Here is a 24,572-nt window from a genome sequence, read left to right as displayed (position 1 = left end):
GTGGCGGCGTTAAGATACTGCTGGATGTACTAAACAAATGATTATAACTGGTAATATAGTGAGACCTATTGTGACCACCTATTTAGAACTGACGACTTTGCAAGTGAGTAACCAATCTCTGGGTGACAAGCACATGAACATTCGAGTGGAAGTTTGTTACCCCTCCACAAGTGACGGCGAGAATAGTGAGAGCTCAACTGAGAATTATCCTCAATTAAACAAATATACTCGTGTGGGAAGCAATACTCAGCTCGATCTTAATCTTCGCGTTCCTTTTCTTGGGGATGTGACAGTAAATATTTATAAAGATAAGGTAATGAGGGATGAGAAGCTGGCAGCTTACACCATCAAGCTCGAGGATTACCCGCCCGATATATCCGATGAGTCAAACGCTAAATCCTTTGGCTCAGACGATAACCGTTGTCAATTTACACTTTCATTTGGCGCAACAGCCGAAGATCCTGTTTATGTGACGCTTGGTGAGCTTTTTTGTGTGGAAGCTTCAGATGACATTTCAGTTGGAACAGTAGAGCAAATTTCCAATGCTGTTGAATCAGCCTACAGTGTGTTTGGGCGAGCATTGGCAGGTGTTCCCGATCCAAGAATGCAAATTGTTGGGGCTGCAGCTCAAGCGGTGGGTTCAGTCTATTCAGAAGCACTTAAGGTGGTGGGAAAATTAGGCGATGACACAGATAATGTGTATATGACGATTGGAACTAGTTCAGATAAATACAATCAAATCTGGCCAAATCCAGCAGAATATACCCCGATGAGCGCCAGTGATTCAGTTGTATTGACCGGCACAAATTCTACCGGTAGCAATTATTTAGCCATTCCTTTGCTGAAGTATGCGTTCTACAAAGTGAACTTAAATTTGTGGGATTCAGATCTCGGGCCAGATACCTCCTTGGGAACGGTAGTTCTTGATGGCAGCAGCTTCGTAGAAGGGGGATCAATAAATCCAAGCCAACCTGGCTTTGTGAGCTCACAAAACGCCAATCAAGATAACCCAGGCTTCTTTGTCATTTATGGTCGTGATGGTGATAAAGGGGGCGTTTACGTATTAACTTACAAGTATAGCTCTGGTTCGCCAGGCGCCTAAGGCAAAAAACCTCGCCAAATTTATAAAGAGGTTTTTGAAATTTTGCGTATTCGGCCAGTCAGAAAAAATTTGTCTCAGATAGTTTGTGGCTCCAAATGGGGCCAATTCCGTAATCCCTTACCACGCAAGGGTTGTAGCACGGGATGCGCGGATAAAAAGGTGAGCTGAGATTCGCTCACCTTTTTCAATACCTGGGCAGAGTAAAGTTTTGGCAGGAATATATACAAACACGGGGGCTCAAAGGAGTTGGGCCACATGCTGACTTCCCGGTGGTGGGAGTGATTCGTCGCTACGCTCCTCACCCCTTTGGGGCAGCCTGCGGCTGTCTTAGCGCGCGGGGCGCGCTGATCGAACCCGGCGCTTTGCATTCCACTCGCATCATCTCCACCAAACAAAAAAGCCCGCAACCTTTCGGTTGCGGGCTTTTTTGTTTGGTGGAGATGGCGGAAGTTGAATCGCCACCTACAAGGCCTTATTTCTCTGTTTAAGTCGCCGAATCATGGCCGTCAGTGTTACATCTGGTGTTGCAAAAAACAACGGTTGAGGTAGCACGGGTGGCGGATGCTGGTTCGACTCCTGTTGTAAAACATTATACGCCAAAACTTTGAGGCCATTTTAAGGGGGCTGTCACTCTCGAGGTAAAAAGAATACTGCTCCTGATGCACATCGTTAAAACTCCGACAGGGATAATTACTTGCTCATTTTTGATACAGCATCTGAAAACGTAAACTTGTCTACTTTTTAACCTAAAAAATCTTTGGCGTGTAATGCCGGCTATGAATCAAGGTTGCGGTTGGAGTTTGTTTAATCAGTTTTTACTGGTTGCTTATACAGCAAATTAGTTCGTATCCTAACGCCATATCAATTGGGCCCAAATACGGTACAGAGTGCTACCTGAGACAAAATGTGGCCATAGACGTGAGGGAACACCTCGCATAATGAGATACAAGGATCCCTGGAAGGATGGCAAACGAATTAGTCATTTACTGTGATGAGTCGGTAATCGATGGCAAGTTTTATTCAAACTTCTATGGTGGTGTGCTCATAAAATCCACTGATCTGGAGATAGTGGCACATTCTATCGCTGAAAAAATGAAAGAGTTGAACCTGAATGGCGAAGTAAAGTGGCAAAAAGTAACGGCAAATTACTTGGAAAAGTATCGAGAGCTAATGTGCCACTTTTTTGACTTAATCAAGGAAGGTTTGGTCAAAGTGAGGATCATGTTTACCCAGAACTGTAATGAGGCACGGCACCTTTCGAAGCAACAACGGGAAAATGAATACTACCTGCTCTATTACCAGTTCCTTAAGCACGCTTTCGGCTTGCCGCATTTTGCCCCAACTGCCCCAACTCGGGTGCGTATAAATTTTGACCGACTGCCTGAAAACAATGAACAGTCCGAGCGTTTCAAGGCATATATAGCTGCCCTGTCAGCTACTACTGATTTTCGTGCGGGCAAAGTCAAAATAACGCCTGAGGATATCTACGAAGTCGAGTCACATGACCATCCGATTTTGCAGTGCATGGATGTGATTCTGGGAAGTATGGCTTTTAGATTGAATGATAAGCATCGGGAAAAGCCACCGGGTCAGCATCGCCGGGGTAAAAGAACGGTTGCCAAGGAGCAGCTGTATAAATACATCAACGCGCGGATAAGGGATTTATACCCGGGCTTCAATATTGGAGTTTCAACAGGTATGCAGGGCGACAGTGCTAACAAGTGGCACCATCCTTACCGACATTGGAACTTCGTATCCAACGGATCTGTATATAACCCAGAACGAGTTAAGGGGAAAAAATAAAACCCCGCGTCTCACTAGGCTAATAGGTTGCTATGCAACCTTTTAACTGTGACCCACGTAGGAACGTGAGCCTTCGTGATAGCAGGGCTGTATTGATACTATGCAGTGGCTACTACGGTGTCAATATCGCGAAGAAATTTTGTGACTGAGAGCACTTTTTTTCGGAGGACACCTTTTAGCCGTAGATGGTGCCTGGAGCTCAGGTTGTTGTCGAAAAGTATATTAAGTTATTGATTTTTAATAGATTTTGTTCTGATTGATTCCCCCCCCTTAACCTTCCTCCTGAGGTAGTCGCACTTTGTGCAGGCTGTTGGTGCGTGTAGGAAGTCCTTCGTATTTCAACAACTGCGAGACCAATTGCGGGGTATGCGTACTCCTCACTTATCTGTCACAACTAGGAGCGGTGTGGTATCCTTTTTTTTTGATTAAAAAATGACCAGCTCTTCCAGTTTAGTTTCCAGAGGTTCCCGTGAAACATTACTTAATGCTACCCGCAGCCCTTACAGTCATATTCACAGCCAACGTCGCGAGTGCTGATACATACAAATGCAAGTTTGACCGTTACAGCATGGACGGTAGTCAAGGGAAAGAGGTTATTGAGCTGACTTATATAGTGGACGGAGAGAAGGCATATATGGTCGGAAACACCGGCAGTAACCCTGTTGCTTACATTGAAAGACCTTATGCGAAATCTTTCATTGAGGTAACTGGCATGGCTGGCATCACGTCCACGACTATGGATAACGACCTTAAGGCAGTGCATAGCCGCAACAGCGTTGGGTATGAGGGGTTGATTGCTTCCCAGTACTATGGAAATTGCATCGAACAACCCTGAGTGCGAACTGTGGGTTTGAGGGGGTGTTATGCGTGTGGGACTCCAGTCAGATCAGAGCGCCTGTGCGAGTTCAAGACACCCCCGGGGGCCTTCGTCCATTGCCGCCTATTCGTTTAAACGCTATCAGGGCACCGGGCTGGATTCCAGAAACTGAATTGATTCTGACAACTCCACGTCCAGCCCGGCCAGCAACTCACAATGTGCAATAGGCCTGAGGCTGGCACCCGCTCCAATCCATAGCATCCGCTGCCGATCCCACACCCTGTTGGCTGCCGCTCAAGCGAGCCACCCCCACGGCTGGCAGGGCAATCCCAACACATCTAGCGCCACGCCCGGCAGGTAGGGCACAGCACATCGGCATAGGTGGGCCAGCAGGCCAGTACCCCATCGTACCGGCCCGGACTCGCGTCCGGAAAAGTATACAAACCCGAACGTTCGGCATTGATGTTCGTTTTTATGTCCGTTAATATGTTTCCGTAAACGTCTTTAGACTTATCTGGACATTGGGGAACAATATGACGGCAGTAGCCTACATCCGGGTCAGCAGCACCGGGCAGAGCTTGGAGTCACAGCGTGACCGAGTTCTGGACTACGGCGCGACCACAATCTTCGAGGAAAAGAAAAGCGGCCTTGATGGAGCGCGTCCTGAACTGGCGAACTGCCTTAAGTATCTGCGCCACGGGGATAAGTTGATTATCGTTCGGCTAGATCGGTTGGCGCGCAGTACGAGCCACCTTTGTCAGATTGCCGACCAACTGCACGAAAAGGGCGTGGAGCTGGTTGTGCTGGATCAGCAAATCGACACTGGAACCCCCACGGGCCGATTGATGTTCTCGATGCTGGGTGCCATTGCTCAGTTTGAAACTGAACTTCGCAAAGAGCGGCAGCTGGACGGAATCGCTTCAGCAAAGAGCCGTGGCGTTCAGTTCGGGCGGAAAGCGGCACTCACTGCCGAACAGATAGCAGAGGTTCAGAGAAAGCGCGCTCAGGGCGTTCTTATCAAGGATTTGATGTCAGAGTACGGCGTGGGGAAAACCACGATTTACGAGGCCCTGAAAGCTGAGGTGGCGTAAAGTGTGAGGGGTGTTTTTCTGTGGCATTTATTTCGATGTAAGAGCGATCCCACCCCACAAACCACAAAACCACGCCAAACGGAATTGGCGCCTGAAAAATTGTTTAAGCGGCCTGTATCCACCCGACTACCCTTGCTCTCGAATGTGATCCAGCACGCCAAAAGTAACGCCTTCGCAAAAATCGACACAAACCGCACAATATCGGAAAAAACTACCTGCGATCCTGCGCCATCACTTGCTATGCCGTTGCAGGCTGGCGGCCAGATCCAGCCCGAGTAAAAACCTGTCGCCTGATTGCTTTTCCCGCGCCCTCTTGTACCTCTGCCACACCGACTCTCGGCATTGGTGAACCCGCGCCCTGAGTGGCACCCGCCCGTGTGCACCCCCATCACTCAAGTACCGATTCAGCGACTCCACGGCAGCGACAGGTAGCCGGATAATCTTAATTGGCATGACAGTACCCCCTCGCATGAATAGCGGCCTTGATGATACTGAGCCGGTGCGGCCCGATACCTGGGCAATCCAGAATCCGCTGATCCGTAGCCTTGGAAAGCTCTGACAGCGAGCGTATTTTCCCGCGATACAGGCAACCAGATATGGTGCGCGGCACTTTCAGGTTGCGCACATCGTCGGGGGCAAAACCTTTCCGGCAATTCTCGGTAAGCAGGTCAAGGAGGCTTTGCGCAAATGCTGCCAGTTCTGCCCCTGCCGCTCGCTGTAGGGCCATAGCCCCCTCAACGCCATATTCAAGATCGGCAAGGGAATGATCCGTGTAACAAGCTCGGAGTGCGGAAAATTCCTGTACCGTACCGTCAGCGCGGATGGTGAGGTTTTGATTTAGTTGGTGAAGTTGATGCGCAAGGTGAAGCTCTGCCTCGCGGCTCAGTGGTCTTTTCATGGTGCACCCCTTGTGCAGGTTGAGCGGGCGTCCTTGCCCGGCTGGTATGGATCGACAGTTGCGCCCGGCCAATGGAATTTGGCAGCCTCCAGCGCCTCGGCATGGTCGCAGGGCTGGCCCGTCATCCGCACCTGCCGTCCATCCGGCAAAATAATCTGCCAAACCCGGAATACAGGCTCAGGGGGTGGCGGATTCGGCGGATTGGCGGAAAGTGAGGTTTCATACGGGTTTGCGCTGGCGGACGGCTGGCGGATAGGTGGCGGATAGCCGTTCACCGCCAGTGAATCCGCGAGATTTCGGCCTCGGGAGATCAGATCAAGCATTTTCGATCACCTGCCATTTTTGCGGATGATCGTTGTCGCTGTACTGGCTGATTTTCAGATAGCCGCGCTCGACCAGAATCCCGAGAAGCGGGCGGCACTGCCGGGCCATGCGAAAACCGCGAGGCAACTTTTTGAAATCCACTGACGCCAATTCGCCGCCGTGATTCCTGATCCACGTCAGTAAATCAGTGCAGGCGATTTCCTGTGCGTCCTGCTCGGCCTCCTGCTCGCGAGCTGAAATTAGCGCGAGAAAGTAGGCGATCAACTTCCCGGCGCGCTCAACGTGCGCAGTGGTGATTTCTGGATCGTGACGGCTTTCCGGGTCGTGCTCGAAATACGCCAGTACAGCGGCGATCCGGGCGGCATTCTCGGCGGCCTTCGAGGCGAAGGGGCGAATATCCCTGTAAGCGCCATCCTCGCCCATTTCCGCCTCTATGCCATCGTGGAGTGCTCGCCACGTCGTCAGTGCTTCGCCCCTGATTTCCAGCGTTTTGAGCTTCAGCCCGCCGTTGTCGTCCACCTCGGGCTTGCCGCTGATTAACGCTTTTTGTCGGCTCCAGAATTTTTGTAAATCCGGGTCGTGCTCGGGATTTTCGTCGATTGGTCGCGGCTGAATAAAGCGGCTGCCCGCGAGACTATCGGCGCGAGTGATTAAAAATCTCGGCAAAAATCCCTGACCGACCATCACCGGATCGGCAAGTACCTGGGCGGCGACAACGGGCTGGCACATCAGGTGACAAGATAGGCGGCGATTGGCGAGGATTCCTGACTGGCCCTCAGTGGATCGGGTGCGTGTAAACGGCGAGCCATCCCAGCAACTCGACAGCGTGGCGAGCATCCGCCCCCTCGACTCAGGCATCATGCCGTGGCCGCCGAAAAACCCGATCCCCTCATCAGAAAACAGCCCGGCACTCGGGTGGCCATTTTCAAAATGACGATAAATGCCTTCCGCAGTTGGTTCGGAAAACGTGAAATTCGGGCGCTGGGGTGGCTCAGGGCGTTCGGCTTCGTGGGCTTCCAGCTTTTCTTCCAGTTTGGTCTGCGCGTCCTGCGACAGCACCTTGCCCTTGTCAGTGGCCGCGATTGAATCCCGACGGGTTTGCCACGCTGTTAGTTGGGCTCGATAGTCGGATTGCTCCTGCTTGTGAGCCTCAATCCGCTCGCCTTCGACTTCGCGTACACCTCGGAGCGCGAGTTTGTCGACAGAAGTTTTCCGGTCGCCACTACCGGAGACGGTCAAGACATATAAACTCACGGGCCCCGTGCCAACACCCCCACGGCGCACGTTGATGTACTGCTGCACAGATAGTGCGGCGGCAGCCAATGCCGCCGCACCGCACATGGCCAGTGGCGCCTGCACGAAATACGCGATTTTTTGCGCGGCTGATCCGAGCAATTGCCCCAGTGCGTCAGCCGGAAACTCAGGCGTTCGGGGCCTTTCCGCTAGCGGCTCGGGGCTCGTCCGCCACTCGTCCGCCACTTCATCCGCCGCCTCTAACCCCCGTGATTGCTGGGAATCCGCCAATCCGCCGTTTCCGCCAGTCCTGTTAAGTAAAAAGCTGATTTCAGTTTCAGTGCGGGGGTGTTCGAGCTGCTGGCGTACGGCATCAAGGTCGGGGCCGCTCTCGGTAAGGCGAGCCAGATCATTAAAATCGCTGCCGCTTGCGCCCTCGGGAAATACTGGAAAATAGATGGCACCCCCAACGGCGCGGGCCGTCTTAACAGCGTGACGTATTCCGGGGTTACCATCGGTGAGGTGATCGTTGTCGGCGACGAAGTCGATTTTCAGGTCAGGATATTTATTCCGCAGCGCCTCGGCCACAGGCCGAAGGTTACCGCAATCGAAAGCGACTATCGCAGTTTCACCCGTGGATTCGTGCACACTCGCGGCAGTTGCGAAACCCTCGGCAATGAGCACCCGGCCATCAGGACGGATCTTCCCCAGTGGACAAAAGTGACTACGCTTTGCGGCATCGGGTAGGTAGCGCTTTGTGCCGTCCGAGTTGATTCGCTGCAAATTCGTCAGCTTGCCGTCGGCATCAAACAGCGGCACCTGCAGGCTGTCATGTATCTGGCGGGCACCGTGGGGCGCTATACCCTTGCGCTTGAGGTAGGGATGATCCGGGTCGGCAGGGCTGGACTCTCGCCAGAATTTTTCGGCCTTCTGGGCTGCCTGTGCCTGCTTCTCGCGACGTTCGGCGGCTGCCTGCTGGCGGGACGCCTCGGCGCGCTCGCGAAGCTGCTGGCGCTCGGCAGGCGTCAATTCTGAGGGGTTGCGATAGCTCCACCCTTCGTTTATGTCGCGCTTGTGGCAACCAAAGGCACCAGCCGGGTTATCGTCGATGTGCAGCGAGTACCAGCACGGCGTGCCGGTATCGCCGTTCATGCCGAACCTGTGAAGCTCGCCGTCGGCGTTGATGTGGTCGGGCGGCTCTAGCCCAGCGGCAAGCATCGCCTGCCGAAAATCATCAGTAGGTGAGTTCATGCGCACAATTTCCATTTCGTGCGCACCGGTATAGTGGAGCGGTAGGTGGTAAAATGTGCTTGCACCCCCAGTGCAGAGCATCATTCTGTGGCTCGCCCCGGACACCGGCGCGGGTCATTTATTTTCAGAGCTGTCGATCAGTTGCTGCTGGAATTGCCGGATAGTAGAGACGCGCCATACCGAAGTTTTTGGTGCCAGCTTAATCGGGCGCTCGATTCGACCATCTGCAACCAATTTCCAAAAAGAGCTGAGTCCAACGCCCAGATAGCGGGCGGCTTCCTTTGCGCGGACAAACTGGTCGGGATCGGTGGGGGAGGGGGTTGTATCTGAAGTGTGCATTGTGGTCGTCCTTGGTTTTTCTTGAACGACACGAAAAATATGCGCGGCAGGAGGGTGGGGGCAAAGGGGCGACCCAAACTATTTTGGGGCTACCCATTTGAGGCCAGTATCTACGCGGGGTCGGGGATTTTTGGGGCGACCCAATTTTTAGGGCGGTTGCCGTCTTTTGCCTTGTTGCGGGTCGGGTTGGTGACAGCCTTCACATGGGTCAGCTCGGATTTCCCTAGCCTGATATTGCTGTCAGCAAGTAGTTGATCCACGGCAGCGCCATGCGAGCGAGGAGGGGGCTTACCGCTGCCGTAGAGCGATTCCCAAACAAAAATACACAAGTGCAGCAGGTGTGCATATTGCTTGCCGGTGCTGTCTTTTGCCGGATGCCTCAGTGGGGTTTCGTCACTCTCGGCAAGCCAAAGGTTGTGGTCAATCGCCCACTGCTGCCACGGTGGTGTGATCCCCTTGGATTCTGCCCAGCGAAGGAAGTAGGGTAGCCGCACTTTACCGCGCTCCGTGGCGTCGGTGGGGTGAGTACAGTTTTCCCGCAGGTCGAGAATATCTTGGTAGCGTCGCCGGTACTCGACTAGCTCAGGATCGTCGGAATACAGGCCGGTGCGTGGGTGGCGACCATCCAGAAAAGCGAGGGTGCCGGTGCCCTCTTCAAAGTGACGTTTTGGGAAATAGGTGCCGCGTGGGTCTAACCCCAGCAGCAAGAGTGCCGCATCTTCCAGCAGCCAGTGATCCATGCGCATGAAGTGCGCGACGGCGGAATAGTCAGTTGTGGTATCGGGCATCCAGTCCCCCAGTAACACCCCCAGTGCAGGGCGCAGGGCTGGGGGTAGTTGATTTCCTTAGACTTCCTCGGATGATACCGCTTTTCGGAAGTCTGCCGAAACCACGTTATCCATAGGGGCCAGGTCAGCAGCAGTCAGGGTGCCTTTAGCTGCCCTTTCAAGCAGGTTGCTCCACCACGCCATCACTTCCCGGCGCTGCTCCAGATAATCACCACGGTCGTAGGCTCGAACCACTTTGCTTTTTTCGGTGTGAGCCAATGCCCGCTCCAGCGCTTCAAAACTGAAAATACCCTTCTCACCAGCGGCAGTCTTGAAAATCGACCTAAAGCCGTGGGCTACCAACTTGCCTTTGAATCCGTGGCGCTTGAGTGCGGTGTTCACGCTCTGGCGATTAGCGTGGGTGAGGGGATTTCGGTCGCCGGGGAATATGTATTCACGGTGCCCACTGATTGGTCGCATTGCTTCCAGAATCGCCAACGTGGAGGCGGTCAATGGGACGCGGTGGCGCTCCTTCATCTTCATGGTTTCCCCCGGTACAAGCCATGTGCGGTTTACTTCGTCAATCTCACACCAGCGAGCCTGGGCGGCTTCTCCGGGCCTTACCACCGTGTGGAGCTGCCACAGGGCCAGATGCCGGATGATTGGTTTGATCGACGCTGTGGCGAGGGTGTGCATCAGCTCAGGCAGCTGCTCGGGTTGGATAGATGGCAGATGGCGCACGTCAGGTGCAGAAAATGCCTCTCCGATCCCAGCCAGTGGGTTCGCTGTGACAAGGCCAACGTTCATCGCCCACGTCATCACTTCATTTAAACGCTGACAGATGCGCTTGACCGATTCCTTGCTGCCTTTCGCGTAGAGTGGCTGCAAAGCGGCAATGGTGCCTTGTGCGGTGAGCTTGTGAATTGGGGTGGCCCCCAATTGGGGGAAAATGTGCAGCTCAAGCGACCGGCGAATATCGTGCAGGGTGTCCGGCGTTACTTGACTGCTCTTAACCGGAAGCCATTTCTCAACTACTGCGTGGAGGGTGTTCGAGTACCGCTCGGCTTCTCGATGGCTCATTTCCATTTGGTGTTCTTTGGGGTCGATACCCTGCTGGATCAGCTCACGGGCTTCTCTACGCCGTTCTCTGGCTGCCACCAGTGTTACATCCGGAAAGGGGCCAAATCCCAGTGGTGTACGCTTCTTCGTGTGGGGGTGGCTGTAGACGAAAATCCAGAACTTGGCCCCGCTGGGTTTAATGCGGAGCTGGAGACCGTCACCGTCGGACAGGTTGTATTCCCGGTCTTTGGGCTTTGCGGCGGCGGCTTGCTTGTGGGTCAGGGGGGCAACTTTTTTCGGCATGGGTGTAACACCAGAATGGGCTGTTATCGGCAGTGTTACGTCTAGTGTTGCAAAAAGCCTGAGTCACAACAAGATTTCCCTAGTCTTGCTGAGGCATAAAAAAAGCCGCAAACCCTTGCGGGGTGCGGCTTTCGTGGCTTTCTGAGGTGTTCTCAGATTGTCATTTGGTGGAGATGGCGGGAGTCGAACCCGCGTCCGTCAGCACTCCGCCAGAGGCTCTACATGCTTAGATCCATCTATTGATTTAGCCGCATACAGCCCGATGGGCAGGACGTAATTGGCGAACCTGTAAAAGTTTTAACCGATCCCCGACAGGCACGGTTCACGGCGATCCAGTTCTGTATGACAGCCATCAGCGCGGTACTGGCACCTTACTGAAGGCCGCTAAGGGGCGAACCCTTAGTAGTGCTTTACGGGCTGCTTACGCAGCCAGTTGGGCACCGTAGTTGTCGTCGTTGGCAACTAATAAAATGCAGCTTTTGATTTACGTGATTCGCTACCATCACGGCATGCACCCATGGTTTTGTTACCGGCGTCGAATCCAAGTCATCCCCGAATTTCGGGGGAACTCTGATTAAGTCCGCGATGCCTCAGGCTTTCAGAGCGGCTCACAATCAAGGCGTGGCTTCGCAGGAATGTCTAGACATTTCAAGAAGTCACAACGCAGAGTGTGAATCGCTCTGAAAGCCCCGGAGGGCGCGACCTGAAGACAGCATCTGCTGCGTTGCAGCTCTTGTAAAGGGCTAGCCATTCACTGCGAGCTGCGCCTTACAGTTGCAGCCTTCAGGTCACGCTGAGGCATTGCGGACTTATTCAGAGTTCCCCTAGTGCCAAAGCACGTTTGCGTATCGATCATTATACCTGAAGCCGGATTGTCACAATAGACGTGACTCAAAAAAGTTTGACTGTCGGTTCAGGCCTTTTCGAACAGGGCGATGGACTCCACGTGAGTAGTGTGGGGGAACATGTCCATTACACCCGCTTTGCTTAGACGGTAACCGGCCTGCAGAAGTTCCCCGGCGTCCCGGGCCAGGGTGGCGGGGTTGCAGGAGATGTAGAGGATGGCTTTGGCGTTGAAGTGGCGGATGTTGCGTACTACTTCCAGGGCGCCACTGCGCGGTGGGTCCAGCAGGATGCGGTCGAAGCCGCCGCGGGCCCAGGGGCTGCGGGTAAAGTCCGCGCTGAGGTCGGCGGCCTGGAACTGGATGTTACTCAGTCCGTTCGCCTCGGCATTCTCGCGGCCGCGCTGGGTGAGCGACAGCAAACCTTCTACGGCAACCACTTCCTTGGCGCGGGTGGCCTGTGGCAGGGTGAAATTGCCGAGACCGCAGAACAGATCCAGCACCCGGTCCTCCGGTTGTACGTCGAGCAGTTCGAGGGCCTGGGAGACCATCTGCCGGTTGATGTCGAAGTTGACCTGGATAAAGTCCTGGGGATGAAAATCCAGTTTCAGGTCGAATGCGGGCAGTCCGTAACTCAGGCGATCGGGACTGGATTCCGGCCAGACCTTGCGGGTGCTGTCGTCGCCCGCTTCCCCCTGCAGGTACAGGTGAAGATCGTGGAATTCGGCGAATGCGCGCCAGTGAGCCAGGTCGCTTGTAGAAAGCGGTTGCAGGTGCCGGATCACCAGGGCGGTATGGTCATCACCAACTGCGATTTCGATATGGGAAATTGCCCGGCGACCTTCGCATTGCAGAACGGTTTCCTTTAATCCCGGGATCAGTGCCGAGGCGGACGTCGGCAGTACCAGGCACAGGTCAATCTCGGTGAGATCGTTGGAGCCCTTTTCCCGGAACCCGAGCACCAGCTGGGGCTTGCCTCCGCTCTTGGGTTTTACAAAACGCACGCCCAGGCGCGCCTTGTGGCGATAACCCAGGGTTGCGCCACTCAGGGGCGGAATGACCTGGTCCGGAACGGCCTTGGCAAAGCGCTGTAGCTGCTCCAGGAGTACCTGCTGTTTAGCCTGGATCTGTGCCTCGGGAGCCATCTGTTGTAGTGCACAGCCGCCGCATACCTCGGCGTGGGGGCAGGGCGGCGACAGGCGCTGGGGCGAAGGCTCGAGGATTTCTACCGCCACGGCCTCATCAAATTTGGCGCGCTGCGCGGTAAAGCGTGCGCGTACCTTCTCCCCCGGTAGTGCGTTATCCACAAACACGGTTTTGCCCTGGTGACGGGCGATACCGCGCACCTCGTGGCTGAAGCGCTCTATTTGCAGTTCCGGAGTGCCCTGTACGGGTTTCGGTTTCCCGGGGCGCTTACTGCCGTTGGCGGGACGATTGCGGACGAACGAGGGTGGTTTTCTGGCTGGCATGGAAGACTATGGGGAAACTAGGGGAGGTTGGAGGGATAGAAGACCGGGCTGTTTTGTGGCAGCCCGGCCGGTACATCAAGGTCTCTTTAAGACGGTAGTTTAGAACAGGTGGTTACAGTACGGTCTGCGCAAAAGCGGCGAGGATCAGCAATGGGCAGACAATGCGCACGTACCAGGGCCAGATCTTCCAGAACAGGGTCTTCTCGATACCCGGGTGGCCTTCCTGCAGTTCCGCCAGCAGCTGGTCGCGGCGCCAGATCCAGCCTGCAAAGACACACAGGGCCACGCCCAGCAGCGGCTGACCGTATTCGGTGCTGATGGAAATCACCAGGCTAAACAGCGCGTTAAAATTGAAAATGATCAGGCTGCTGATGGCAAAAATCACCGCGCCCATCATCAGGGTGGCGGGCTTGCGTTTGAGCCCAAGGTTTTCAATGGAAAATGCCACCGGTACTTCCAGCATGGAAATGGAAGAGGTGAGGGAGGCAATTGTCATCAGGGCAAAGAAGGCGATGGCCACAAACAGGCCACTGGTGCCCATGGTATCGAATAGAGCCGGCAGTACCTGCAGAATCAGGCCTGGGCCGGCGATCAGGTCGCCCGCCTCGGAAAAGATCTGGGTGCCGGCCTCCTGAGCCACGTACATGGCCGGCAGAATCAACAGGCCGGCGGTGAACGCGATGCCCACATCGATCAGGGTCACCAGCGCCCCCAGGCGCGGCAGGCTTTCCTGTTTGCTGAGATAGGAGCCGTAAATCAGCATGGTGCCCACGCCCAGAGAAAGCGAGAAAAACGCCTGCCCCATGGCGGACAGCAGCAGTTGCGGCGACAGCTTGCTGAAGTCCGGAATCAGGTAGGCTTCCAGGCCCTGCATGGCGCCGGGCTGGGTGAGCACGTAGACGATCAGCAGCAGTAACAGGATGATCAGTGCTGGCATCAGCAGGGTGGACCAGCGCTCGATCCCCTTTTCCACACCACTGGCGATAATCAGCATGGTGAGACCGCTGAAGATGGCGGTGAAGGTGAAGTTGCGGGTGGCGCTGTCGCCGGTGAGCCAGTTTGCGGTGTCGCTGGCGCCCACCAGAGTGGCGAATGGGTCGGCCAGATGCGCCACCATCCAGCCGGCGACAATGGCGTAAAAACTGAGGATCAGGGAGGCAACCGCGATACCACCGAAGCCCGCCAGGGTGCCGACGCCGCGGCTTACCGGGCCGGTGGAGATCCCGCGCAGTGCTTTCACCATATTGCTGCGGGCGTGGCGGCCGATGGCGAGTTCTGCCATCAGTACCGGATAGGCCAGCATAAACGCCAGCAGCAGGTAGACCACTACAAAGGCGGCGCCGCCATTGGCGGCCACATTGGTGGGAAACCCCCAGATATTGCCCAGGCCGACGGCGGAGCCGGCAGCGGCCATCAGAAAGCCGAAATTGGAACTGAACTGTCCTCGCGGTGCACTCATTGGTGAATCTCGTCGTTATTCTTCTGTTTTTAGTTTCTGTAGGAGCCTGCCTGTCGACGAATTTGGGCTCATCGCAAGCCGCCGTCCATGGAGCTCAGTCCGGCCCGGCCATTCATGGCCGGTCGCCAATCCGATCAGCGAACGACGCTCGCTATTCGATCTGATTGGCCCTGCAGGGCAGGCGAATACATTAGCGGTGTTCGGTGCGCATCACTCGCTGCTTCTGGCGGTTCCAGTCCCGTTCTTTCAGGGTGTCGCGCTTGTCGTGGGAGGCTTTACCCTTGGCCAGCGCGATCTCGCATTTAATCAGGTGTTTTTTCCAGTAGATGGCGGTACACACGCAGGCGTAGCCCTTCTGGTTCACTGCGGCGACCAGTTTGGCAATCTCGCGCTTATTCAGCAGCAGGCGTCGGGTGCGATCCGGCTCGGTGACAAAATGGGTGGAGGCGCTGGGCAGCGGCTGGATCCGCGCTCCCAGTAGCCACGCCTGGCCGTCTTTGAACAGCACATAACTGTCGGTGAGCTGAGCCTTGCCCTCGCGGCAGGATTTGACTTCCCAGCCCTGCAATTCCATGCCCGCCTCAAACTTTTCCTCGATAAAATAATCGTGCTTGGCCTTCTTGTTGAGGGCGATGGTGTTTGAGGACGGGGCCTTTTTCTTTTTTGCCATGAATACTTCTGTGTGCCTTTCTCAGGCGAATGTCGTGTCTTTTAAAGAATGCTGGAGTCAAAGAACTTCAGTGCAACAGTGTTGATGAAGATCAACAGCAGGATTGCCGGGATAAAGGTCCCGAGGGCGAAGTTTACATATTTCTGCGACAGGGAGCCGGCAAAGCCGCTGTCACCCTCGTGCAGCTCCTGGTCAAAATTGGCCCGCTTCCACTTGTAGATCACGAAGATGCATACCAGCAGGCCGTTCAGGGGCAGGATGGTATCGTAAAACAGGATTTCTACCAGATCGAAGAAGGATTTATCGCTGCCGGCGAGGCTGATGAACTGGGTCAGCCAGTCTGCCATGCCAAACGACATGGCACAGCCTACCGCGAGTACAAACTGTACCGCCGCCACGGTGTAGATGGCTTTTTTGCGACTCATGCCGCGTTCGTCGCGCAGGGTGGCAATGGGCACCTCGATAATGGACACCAGTGAGGTGAGTGCCGCCACAAAGACCAGGAAAAAGAACGCGGCGGCAAACACGCTGGCGCCGGTGTAGCCAATGCTGTCCTGCAGTGAGAGGAAAATCTTCGGCAGGAACAGGAAGATCATCCCGGCAGAGGAATCGCTCAGGGATGCGGTGTCGATCTGTGGGTTGAAGTGGAAGATGCTCGGCAGAATCAGCAGGCCGGCGGTAAACGCGACCATGGTATCGGTGAGGGCTACCGCCTTGGCGGAACCGGGAATAGAGTCCCGCTTCTTCATATATGAGCCGTAGGTGATCATGATGCCCATTCCCAGCGACAGTGAGAAGAATGCCTGAGCCATTGCCTTGCTGATGACTTCGCCGCTGAGCTTCGAGAAATCGGGGATCAGGTAGTATTTCACCCCGATCATGGCGTTTTCCCGGGTCAGTACAAACAGTACCAGTACCAGCAGCATCACAAACAGCAGCGGCATCAGGGTCTTTGCTGCGCGCTCGATACCGTCTTTCACGCCCATGGAGAGTACGCCATTGATGATCAGCATCAGCGCGATGAGATAGAAGAATACAGTTTTGGAATTGATGAAGGCGCCGAAGTAGGCTTCGGTGGTAAGACTGGTCAGATTGCCTTTGAAGATTTCTACCAGATAGCCCAGGACCCATACGGTGACCACCATATAGAATACGGCGATCATAAACGGGGTTATGAGTGCCAGCCAGCCGGGAATATGCCAGAGTCTGGACCCGCCGGAGAGCTGTCGGTAGGCGCCTACCGGATCTTTATCGGTTTTGCGGCCAAGTGCCAGCTCCGCCATCATCACCGGCAGGCAGATCAGAAAGACGAACAGGGCATATACCAGCAGAAAAGCGCCGCCCCCGCTTTTGGTTGCGGCTACCGGGAAGGCCACCAGGTTGCCAATGCCTACCGCAGAGCCTGCGGCGGCCAGGATAAATCCAATGCGGGATCCAAAATGTTCTCGAGCTGCAGACATGGGTTTCTCGCTTGCCTTTTATTCTTGTCGTCTGAATGATTGCGGCCCTGGCCGCCGGTTGTGGAGGTGGTGACCGAACTATCTAACAGTTTCGGGCCCGGAACACCCGGGCGGATAAAAACCGATTGTTGCAGGATTTATCCGCCTTGAGTAGCGTCGTGAGCGAAAATTGCCCCGTGCCACACAGGATAGGCAAGAATTCCGCCTCCGTGGGGCAATCCATAAATGATGAATAAAATTTAATCGATGACGAAAATTGAGCGCAGCGCGCTGGTGATGTTCAGTGCGGAACAGATGTTTGACCTGGTCAATGATGTGGCCAGTTACCCGCAGTTTTTACCCGGTTGCCGGGGGGCGGAAGTACTGCACCGGGACGAGGAAACCCTGGAGGCGCGGCTGGATCTTTCCCGGGCGGGAATCAGCCAGAGCTTTACCACGCGCAACCGGTTACAGCGGCCGGAAAGGATGGAGTTGGTGCTGGTGGACGGTCCCTTCAGCAGTTTCAATGGCTGCTGGACGTTTACGCCCCTGGCCGAGAATGCCTGCAAGGTGGCTTTTACCTTGTCGTTCAGCGTGGAAAACCGCCTGTTGGGTGCCGCGGTCGGCAAGCTGTTTAGCGGAATTGCCAACCAGATGGTGGATGCCATGTGCGAGCGGGCGAAGCAGGTCTATGAACAGAACGGATTGGATGGAGGGAACGGATGAGCAAACAGAAAACCATCGCGGTAGAGGTGGTTTATGCGCTGCCCCATGAGCAGCGGCTGATGAGTCTGCTGGTAGAGCCGGGCACAACGGCGCTGCAGGCCCTGGAGCTCTCAGGCATACCACGGGAATACCCGGAAGTGGATCCGGCAACTGCGAAACTCGGGATATTTGGCCAGGCGCTCGGTACCAAGGGGCTGGCAGTGGCGTCGGAATATGTGCTGCAGCCGGGGGATCGGGTGGAGGTATACCGGCCGCTGATTGCTGACCCCAAGGAGGCGCGCAAGCAGCGGGCGGCTAAGGCGAAGCGTCAGGCGGAAGGCGGCTGACAGCGCCTTCGCGACGTAAAAATCAGGGCCAGTTAGACGGCTGCCAGTCGCCGCTGGTCTCGATCAATTGGTCGCCATTGAAGTAAACGGTGAAACGCTGTTGGGTTTCTTCCCCTTTGGGGCTGCGCACACGGTTGATGTAATCCCAGCGGTTGGGGTTGAAGGTGTCTTCAACCAGCGGGGTGCCCAGCACAAAGCGCACTTGGCGGCGGGTCATACCTGGCTGCAGCTTGTCGACCATTTCCTGGGTAATGATATTGCCCTGCTGAACCTGAATGCGGTGCACCCCGGGGAATTTGAACAGGCTGCAACCGGTAACTAGGCTAACCAGCCCGGCGATCAGCAGAATACGTACAACTGATGGCATTGAATGCTCCATCTGGATTTTTATGGTTCCGTCGTGCCCCCATGATCGCGGGGATCTGGTGGGGAGCAGGTGGCCCGGGCGTCCAGCGCCCAGCCTCAACACAGAATAGTCGCCATTTGGGGGAATAAGTTCCCCGAGGAGCGGAAGATTCCTCACCGGGAGTGCCCGCGGCACATTGGCGATTTCGGCAGTTGGGGTTTCGCTGCCCACACTGGGCGTGGATAATACCCGAACTATTCGCCTGCCAACAGGCGAAACACCGATAGAGAAAACACATCCGGAATCTGAATACCCATGTCGAACGAAAATCAGGAACTGCGTAAGGCTGGCCTCAAGGTCACCCTGCCGCGCGTAAAAATTCTGCAGCTGCTTGAGGGCGCCAGCGAACAGCATCTCAGCGCTGAGGATGTGTACAAAATGCTGCTGGAAGCCGGTGAGGATGTTGGCCTGGCGACTGTTTACCGGGTTCTGACCCAGTTTGAGAGCGCCGGCCTGGTTATGCGTCATAACTTCGATGGCGGTCACTCGGTATTCGAGCTGGACCGCGGCGACCACCACGACCATATGGTATGCACCGATTCCGGCAAGGTGATCGAGTTTCACAATGAGCAGATCGAAGAGCTGCAGCACCAGATCGCTGAAGAGCACGGCTACGAGCTGACCGGCCACAGCCTGGTCCTGTACGTGAAGAAGAAAGAGAGCTGATCAGGCTCAGTTGATTCTTTGCGGCATTAAAAAAGGGAGCAGATCGCTCCCTTTTTAATACCTGTTCTGTAATGCCCGCGAGCACCCGCTCGCTACACCGGGGGGGTGTAGTCTCCGGGATATTTACCCACTTTGGTCCCATAGAACTCGCCAAAGCGTGCCAGCTCCCGGGCCAGGTTTTCCCCCATCTCCATGACCGGTCCCAGTCCAGCCTCCTTGCGTGCGAAATCGATAAAGCCACACACCACGGGCACCGCGGCGCCGCGGGCGATATGGTAGAAGCCGGTTTTCCAGCGCTCGGCTTTGCCGCGGGTGCCCTCCGGCGGCACCGCGATCACCAGTTGGTCGCGCGCCTTATACTGGTTGATGGTGGCCTCCACCAGATTGTTGGCTTTGCTGCGATCCACCGCAATACCGCCAAACCAGCGCATGACGCCACCCAGAGGAAACGGAAATAGCTTGTCTTTGCCCATCCACTGTGGATTTACCTTCAGCTTCAGCGCCGCAAGGATAAAGAAGTAGCCGTCCCAGTTGGAAGTGTGGGGAGCGGCCAGCATCACGTATTTTTTCAGTTTCAGTGCGCGCTCGTCAGCGACGACCTTCCAGCCGTGCAGCCGGAGCAGCAGGCGCGCCAGTAGCCGCAGACAGGGGGTGAGAATAGGGGTGTTGAATATGGTGGTTTGCATGCTGAGACCGAGTTCTTTGCCCGTCAGTGTAGTTGTATCCCCGGTGGGGCTTGGTTGCGGGCCGGGCAGTATAAAGTGAATCTGCCGCCACTTTCGGTCAATTTCGGTCCCGCAGCCGGGTTAGTTGTGACCGGCCAGACGGATTGCTGGCTGATGGCCTACTGATGCGGTGCGGGTTCTGTTGTGCGGATCAGGCCCGCGCCAGCATCTCTTCGGCGTGAGCGAGGGACTGTGCGGTGGCTTCACCGCCCAGCATACGTGCCACTTCCGCGCTGCGTTCGCCATTCTTCAGTTCCCGCAGGGCGACGAACGCGGCTTCTCCATCGCTGTGTTTCTCCACCAGATACTGCCGGTGTGCGCGGGCGGCCACCTGTGCCAGGTGGGTAACACAAATCACCTGGCCCCGTTCTCCCAGTTGGCGCAACAACTTGCCCACTACATCGCCGGTGGCACCACCGATGCCTACGTCTACCTCGTCGAACACCAGGGTAGGGGTGCGGGAGGTCTGTGCAGTAACCACTTGAATCGCCAGGCTGACCCGGGACAGCTCGCCGCCGGAGGCGATCTTGCCCAGCGCCCGCGGCGGTTGGCCGGGGTTGGTGGCGATCAGGATTTCCACTTCTTCCAGGCCGGTAGCGCTGGGCTTCTCCAGTGCGGTGAGTGCCAGTTCTACCCGCGCGTGGGGCATGGCCAGATCCGCCAGCTGGCTGTTTACCGCATCCGCCAGCTTTTTCGCAGCGGCGGTGCGCAGTTTGCTGAGCTTGCCGGCGGCCTTGCGGAAATCCTGCTCCAGGCGCTCGCACTCCCCAGCGAGTTTGTCGAGGGCGTCCGGCGCGCCGATTTCTTCCAGCTCCTGCTGCCACTGCTGTTGCAGTTCCGGCAGCTGATCCGGCTGGACGCGGTGTTTACGGGCGATGGAATAGATCGCGGACAGACGTTCTTCCACTTCTGCCAGTCGTTCCGGGTCCATTTCAAAGCGATCGATATGCCGCGACAGGGTGCTGCCGGCCTCGTCGATCTGGATACGCGCGCTGTCGAGCATCTGCGCCACTTCCGCCAGTGCCGGGCTCTGTTCCGGCATGGCACTGACCAGTTGCAGGGCGCGGTGGAGCTGTTCGGCGATATCGCCTTCGCCGCCGTTCAGCAGGGCGGCCAACTGGTAGCTGCCGTTCAGAATGTCACCGGCGTTGGCCAGCTGGCGCTGCTCGCTCTCCAGCTCTTCCAGCTCGTGCGGTTTCAGGTCCAGTTGTTCCAGCTCCTGCAGCTGATATTCCAGCAGGTCCCGGCGGGCCTGGGTTTCCTCGGCGCTGTCGGCCAGCTTGCGGTAGCGACGGTACTGGTCCTGCCAGGTTTTGTAGTGAATGCGCACTTCGGCGCTCTGCGCCTCGGCGTGGGCGTATTCGTCCAGCAGGCGGCGATGAGTGTCTTTCTTCAGTAGTGACTGGTGCTCGTGCTGGCTGTGGATATCGATCAGCTGTTCACCGAGAGTGCGCAGCTGCATCAGGGTCACCGGCTGGCCATTGATATAGGCGCGGGAGCGACCGTCGGCACTGATGGTGCGGCGCAGGATCACTTCGCGCCCGGCGTCCATTTCCTGCTCTTCCAGCCAGCTGCGGGCATCCTCATGTGCGCTGATATCGAAAGTGGCGTGGATGTCTGCCCGTTTGGCGCCGGCTCGGACCAGCTCACCGTTGCCGCGGTCCCCCAGGGCGAGGCCAAGGGCATCGAGGGTGATGGACTTGCCCGCGCCGGTCTCCCCAGTGAGGGTGCTGGTGCCCGGACCAAACTCCAGTTCCAGCTGGTCGACGAGGGTGAACTGACTGATAGACAGATGCAGCAACATGGAAATGTGATCGCCGTTGGTAGATTGGATAAGTAGTGGTTGTTTATACAGTATTTATCGAGGGGGTTTCAATCTCCCCGCGGGCTAATTGAGAGGTAATCAACTTAGTCACGGGGCGAGTGCCACATTATCCTCCCAGCATCACTCGGTATGGGACGATCACTTGAAGTGGCTGCTGATGCCCCCATATAGCCACCTCACCGGTGGCGGTGTCGCTGACGGTGTATATCCATTTTGACCAATTGGCAGTAGTCCGACGGACACAGACGGAGAAAGCAGTGGCCAAAGAGCGCAGCGAAGAAGAACAGATCGAGACTGGCGATCAGGTGGAGCAGGCCGCCGAGGTGGAAACCCCGAGCGCTGAAGAGCAGCAAGCCGCAGAAGAAGCGCTGGCGGAAGAACTGGCCGGTGACACCGGTGAAGAAAGTGCACTGGAGGAAGAAATCGCCTCCCTGCAACAACAGCTGGCGGACCATAAAGACATGGTGCTGCGCGCCCAGGCGGAGGTACAGAACGCCCGCCGTCGCGCCCAGCAGGATGTGGAAAAGGCCCACAAGTTCGGCGTGGAAAAGTTGATCAAGGAGCTGCTGCCGGTTGTGGATAACCTGGAGCGCGCACTCTCCTCTATCAATAGCGATGATGAGGCGCAAAAGGCGGTTGCGGAAGGCATTGAGCTGACCCAAAAGTCTTTTATCGACACCCTGACCAAGTCCGGCGTGGAAGTGATCGACCCGGCGGGTGAGCCCTTCGACCCCGAGCTGCACCAGGCCATGACCCAGGTGCCCAACCCGGATGTGGAGCCAAACACTGTTCTGGACTGCTTCCAGAAAGGCTACCGCCTGAACGGCCGCCTGGTGCGTCCGGCCATGGTGGTTGTCAGCAAAGCGCCATAAGGCCTTTCGCTTTTTCACCAGAAACCCTGCGGCGGCGCCCTTGAAATGTGAACGGCGGCACCAATATAAGCAGGCAACCGAATTAAACCGCGCAGCACCCGGCCACACAGAACAGAGCAGCGGCGCGCGCAGCAAAGTGAGGAATTAGAACATGGGTAAAATCATCGGCATCGACCTGGGTACCACCAACAGCTGTGTGGCGGTACTCGACGGCGACAAGGCCCGCGTTATCGAGAACGCGGAAGGCGACCGCACCACCCCATCCATCGTTGCGTTCACCGACGACAACGAAGTGCTGGTTGGCCAGTCCGCCAAGCGCCAGTCCGTCACCAACCCCAATAATACCCTGTACGCCGTCAAGCGTCTGATCGGTCGCAAGTTCAAAGACGACGTTGTGCAGAAAGACATCAAAATGGTGCCTTACTCCATCGTTGAAGCCGAGAACGGCGACGCCTGGGTAGAAGTGAAGGGCGACAAGAAAGCACCGCCGCAGATCTCTGCCGAAGTGCTGAAGAAAATGAAGAAAACCGCGGAAGACTTCCTCGGTGAGAAAGTAGACGCGGCGGTAATCACCGTACCGGCCTACTTCAACGACTCCCAGCGCCAGGCTACCAAAGACGCCGGCCGCATTGCCGGTCTGGACGTGAAGCGCATCATTAACGAGCCGACTGCGGCTGCGCTGGCCTACGGCATGGACAAAGCCGGCGGTGACCGCACCATCGCGGTTTACGACCTGGGTGGTGGTACCTTCGATATCTCCATCATTGAAATCGCCGACGTCGATGGCGAGAAGCAGTTTGAAGTACTGTCCACCAATGGTGACACCTTCCTCGGTGGTGAAGACTTCGACCTGCGCCTGATCGACTACCTGGCAGAGCAGTTCAAGAAAGAGCAGGGCATCGACCTGAAAGGCGACCCACTGGCCATGCAGCGCCTGAAAGAAGCCGCTGAAAAAGCCAAGATCGAGCTGTCGTCCAGCCAGCAGACCGAAGTGAACCTGCCGTACATCACCGCAGATGCCACCGGTCCCAAGCACCTGGTTGTAAAACTGACCCGCGCCAAGCTGGAAAGCCTGGTAGAAGACCTGGTTACCCGTTCCCTGGAGCCGGTAAAAACTGCCCTGGCCGACGCCGACCTGTCTGCCTCTGGCATCGATGAAGTGATCCTGGTGGGCGGTCAGACCCGCATGCCGCTGGTACAGTCCAAGGTCACCGAATTCTTCGGCAAAGAGCCGCGCAAAGACGTGAACCCGGATGAAGCCGTTGCCGTTGGTGCAGCGATTCAGGGCGCGGTGCTGGGCGGTGACGTGAAAGACGTACTGCTGCTGGACGTAACTCCGCTGACCCTGGGTATCGAAACCATGGGTGGCGTGGCGACTCCGCTGATCGACAAGAACACCACCATCCCGACCAAAAAGTCCCAGGTGTTCTCCACCGCTGACGACAACCAGACTGCCGTGACCATTCATGTGGTGCAGGGTGAGCGCAAGCAGGCGGCGCAGAACAAGTCCCTGGGTCGTTTCGACCTGGCCGATATCCCGCCGGCACCGCGCGGCATGCCGCAGATCGAAGTGACCTTCGACATCGATGCCAACGGCATCCTGCACGTGCACGCCAAAGACAAGGCCACCGGCAAAGAACAGTCCATCGTGATCAAGGCCTCTTCCGGCCTGTCCGATGAGGAGATCGAAAAAATGGTGCAGGACGCCGAGGCCAACGCCGAAGCGGACAAGCAGTTCGAGGAGCTGGTGACCACCCGCAACACTCTCGACGGCCTGATCTCTGCCACCAAGAAAACTCTGGAAGAAGCCGGTGACAAGGCGACTGCGGAAGAAAAGGCGGCCATCGACGCTGCGCTTGCAGAAGCCGAGGAAGCGGTGAAAGGCAACGACAAGGCGGCCATGGAAGCGGCTACCACCAAGCTGACCGAAGCCTCCGGCCCGGTTGCCCAGAAGATGTACGCAGAGCAGGCGCAAGCCGGCGAAGCCGCCGCAGAACAGGCCGAGCAGGCTCAGTCTTCTGGCGGTGATGATGCAGTGGACGCTGAGTTCGAAGAAGTCAAAGACGACAAGAAAGAAGACAAGTAACTCTTCACGAGTCAACGACTTGTCCTAACCCGCGCGGAGCTGGCTCCGGGCGGGTTGTAAAAAAGGCGCGGGGG

22 protein-coding genes and 1 other RNA gene are annotated in these 24,572 nt (G+C 56.4%); 9 read left to right on the top strand and 14 right to left on the bottom strand.

Going from position 1 to position 24,572, the window contains the following annotated elements:
* Positions 1-70: 70 nt before the first annotated feature.
* The 4 genes from AU11_RS10085 (at position 71) to AU11_RS10070 (ending at position 4,813) form a co-directional block, all read left to right on the top strand.
* Positions 71-1,102: a hypothetical protein gene (locus AU11_RS10085; RefSeq protein ID WP_156035261.1), complete on the top strand. Its 1,032-nt coding sequence runs from the start codon at positions 71-73 to the stop codon at positions 1,100-1,102.
* Between the two features lie 963 nt (positions 1,103-2,065).
* The gene (locus AU11_RS10080; RefSeq protein ID WP_043319145.1) at positions 2,066-2,905 is read left to right on the top strand and encodes a DUF3800 domain-containing protein; all 840 of its coding nucleotides are present in this window, start codon (positions 2,066-2,068) and stop codon (positions 2,903-2,905) included.
* A 469-nt stretch (positions 2,906-3,374) separates the two neighbouring features.
* Entirely contained in the window at positions 3,375-3,740 is a 366-nt protein-coding gene (locus AU11_RS10075) for a hypothetical protein (RefSeq protein WP_156035258.1), read from the top strand.
* Between the two features lie 515 nt (positions 3,741-4,255).
* Positions 4,256-4,813 (top strand): recombinase family protein, encoded by a 558-nt coding sequence (locus tag AU11_RS10070; protein WP_043319142.1) that lies wholly within the window; start codon positions 4,256-4,258, stop codon positions 4,811-4,813.
* Between the two features lie 442 nt (positions 4,814-5,255).
* On the opposite strand, the gene AU11_RS10060 is transcribed toward AU11_RS10070, so the two are convergent.
* From AU11_RS10060 to AU11_RS10010, 11 genes are all read right to left on the bottom strand, one after another.
* Complete coding sequence (locus AU11_RS10060; protein WP_043319137.1) at positions 5,256-5,711, bottom strand: hypothetical protein; 456 nt, start codon at positions 5,709-5,711, stop codon at positions 5,256-5,258.
* Positions 5,708-6,034 carry a hypothetical protein gene (locus AU11_RS10055; protein ID WP_043319136.1) on the bottom strand — a complete coding sequence of 109 codons (327 nt, stop codon included), beginning with the start codon at positions 6,032-6,034 and terminating at the stop codon, positions 5,708-5,710. Before AU11_RS10055 ends, AU11_RS10060 begins: the two co-directional genes overlap by 4 nt.
* The gene (locus tag AU11_RS17730) at positions 6,027-8,534 is read right to left on the bottom strand and encodes a DUF3987 domain-containing protein (protein WP_197023817.1); all 2,508 of its coding nucleotides are present in this window, start codon (positions 8,532-8,534) and stop codon (positions 6,027-6,029) included. The genes AU11_RS10055 and AU11_RS17730 overlap by 8 nt, the downstream gene beginning before the upstream one ends.
* A gap of 99 nt (positions 8,535-8,633) precedes the next feature.
* Complete coding sequence (locus AU11_RS10040) at positions 8,634-8,858, bottom strand: AlpA family transcriptional regulator (protein ID WP_043319134.1); 225 nt, start codon at positions 8,856-8,858, stop codon at positions 8,634-8,636.
* 110 nt (positions 8,859-8,968) lie between these two features.
* Entirely contained in the window at positions 8,969-9,646 is a 678-nt protein-coding gene (locus AU11_RS10035) for a hypothetical protein (protein ID WP_043319132.1), read from the bottom strand.
* Positions 9,647-9,703: 57 nt separating this feature from the next.
* On the bottom strand, positions 9,704-10,987 hold the full coding sequence (locus tag AU11_RS10030) for an integrase domain-containing protein (protein WP_081848053.1): 1,284 nt from the start codon (positions 10,985-10,987) through the stop codon (positions 9,704-9,706).
* A 165-nt stretch (positions 10,988-11,152) separates the two neighbouring features.
* Positions 11,153-11,541, bottom strand: a transfer-messenger RNA (tmRNA) gene (gene ssrA, locus AU11_RS18085).
* 359 nt (positions 11,542-11,900) lie between these two features.
* A complete protein-coding gene (rlmD, locus tag AU11_RS10025) occupies positions 11,901-13,298 on the bottom strand; it encodes a 23S rRNA (uracil(1939)-C(5))-methyltransferase RlmD (RefSeq protein WP_081848052.1) in 1,398 nt (465 codons plus the stop codon).
* Between the two features lie 112 nt (positions 13,299-13,410).
* Positions 13,411-14,757 carry a sodium-dependent transporter gene (locus tag AU11_RS10020; RefSeq protein ID WP_043319130.1) on the bottom strand — a complete coding sequence of 449 codons (1,347 nt, stop codon included), beginning with the start codon at positions 14,755-14,757 and terminating at the stop codon, positions 13,411-13,413.
* A 190-nt stretch (positions 14,758-14,947) separates the two neighbouring features.
* The gene (smpB, locus tag AU11_RS10015) at positions 14,948-15,427 is read right to left on the bottom strand and encodes an SsrA-binding protein SmpB (RefSeq protein WP_043319128.1); all 480 of its coding nucleotides are present in this window, start codon (positions 15,425-15,427) and stop codon (positions 14,948-14,950) included.
* A 41-nt stretch (positions 15,428-15,468) separates the two neighbouring features.
* A complete protein-coding gene (locus AU11_RS10010; RefSeq protein ID WP_043319125.1) occupies positions 15,469-16,887 on the bottom strand; it encodes a sodium-dependent transporter in 1,419 nt (472 codons plus the stop codon).
* A gap of 246 nt (positions 16,888-17,133) precedes the next feature.
* On the opposite strand from AU11_RS10010, the gene AU11_RS10005 reads away from it, so the two are divergent.
* Both AU11_RS10005 and AU11_RS10000 read left to right on the top strand, forming a co-directional pair.
* Positions 17,134-17,592, top strand: coding sequence for a type II toxin-antitoxin system RatA family toxin (locus AU11_RS10005; RefSeq protein ID WP_043319124.1), 459 nt, complete (start codon positions 17,134-17,136; stop codon positions 17,590-17,592).
* The gene (locus AU11_RS10000; protein ID WP_043319121.1) at positions 17,589-17,918 is read left to right on the top strand and encodes an RnfH family protein; all 330 of its coding nucleotides are present in this window, start codon (positions 17,589-17,591) and stop codon (positions 17,916-17,918) included. The genes AU11_RS10005 and AU11_RS10000 overlap by 4 nt, the downstream gene beginning before the upstream one ends.
* A gap of 22 nt (positions 17,919-17,940) precedes the next feature.
* Here the strand turns inward: AU11_RS10000 and AU11_RS09995 are convergent, their stop codons facing one another.
* On the bottom strand, positions 17,941-18,285 hold the full coding sequence (locus tag AU11_RS09995) for an outer membrane protein assembly factor BamE (protein ID WP_051687150.1): 345 nt from the start codon (positions 18,283-18,285) through the stop codon (positions 17,941-17,943).
* A 294-nt stretch (positions 18,286-18,579) separates the two neighbouring features.
* Between AU11_RS09995 and fur the strand changes: the two genes are divergently transcribed.
* The gene (gene fur, locus AU11_RS09990) at positions 18,580-18,990 is read left to right on the top strand and encodes a ferric iron uptake transcriptional regulator (RefSeq protein ID WP_043319117.1); all 411 of its coding nucleotides are present in this window, start codon (positions 18,580-18,582) and stop codon (positions 18,988-18,990) included.
* A gap of 92 nt (positions 18,991-19,082) precedes the next feature.
* Here fur and AU11_RS09985 read toward each other — a convergent pair whose 3' ends face one another.
* The gene (locus tag AU11_RS09985) at positions 19,083-19,676 is read right to left on the bottom strand and encodes a 1-acyl-sn-glycerol-3-phosphate acyltransferase (protein ID WP_043319114.1); all 594 of its coding nucleotides are present in this window, start codon (positions 19,674-19,676) and stop codon (positions 19,083-19,085) included.
* Between the two features lie 190 nt (positions 19,677-19,866).
* Entirely contained in the window at positions 19,867-21,519 is a 1,653-nt protein-coding gene (gene recN, locus AU11_RS09980; RefSeq protein WP_043319113.1) for a DNA repair protein RecN, read from the bottom strand.
* Between the two features lie 278 nt (positions 21,520-21,797).
* On the opposite strand from recN, the gene grpE reads away from it, so the two are divergent.
* Entirely contained in the window at positions 21,798-22,412 is a 615-nt protein-coding gene (grpE, locus tag AU11_RS09975) for a nucleotide exchange factor GrpE (RefSeq protein WP_043319112.1), read from the top strand.
* A gap of 151 nt (positions 22,413-22,563) precedes the next feature.
* Entirely contained in the window at positions 22,564-24,498 is a 1,935-nt protein-coding gene (gene dnaK, locus AU11_RS09970; RefSeq protein WP_043319111.1) for a molecular chaperone DnaK, read from the top strand.
* Positions 24,499-24,572 lie beyond the last annotated feature (74 nt).

Origin of the sequence: Microbulbifer sp. HZ11, from assembly GCF_000708675.1 — a bacterium.
Taxonomy (GTDB): domain Bacteria; phylum Pseudomonadota; class Gammaproteobacteria; order Pseudomonadales; family Cellvibrionaceae; genus Microbulbifer.
This window is presented reverse-complemented; position numbering and strand designations above follow the sequence as displayed.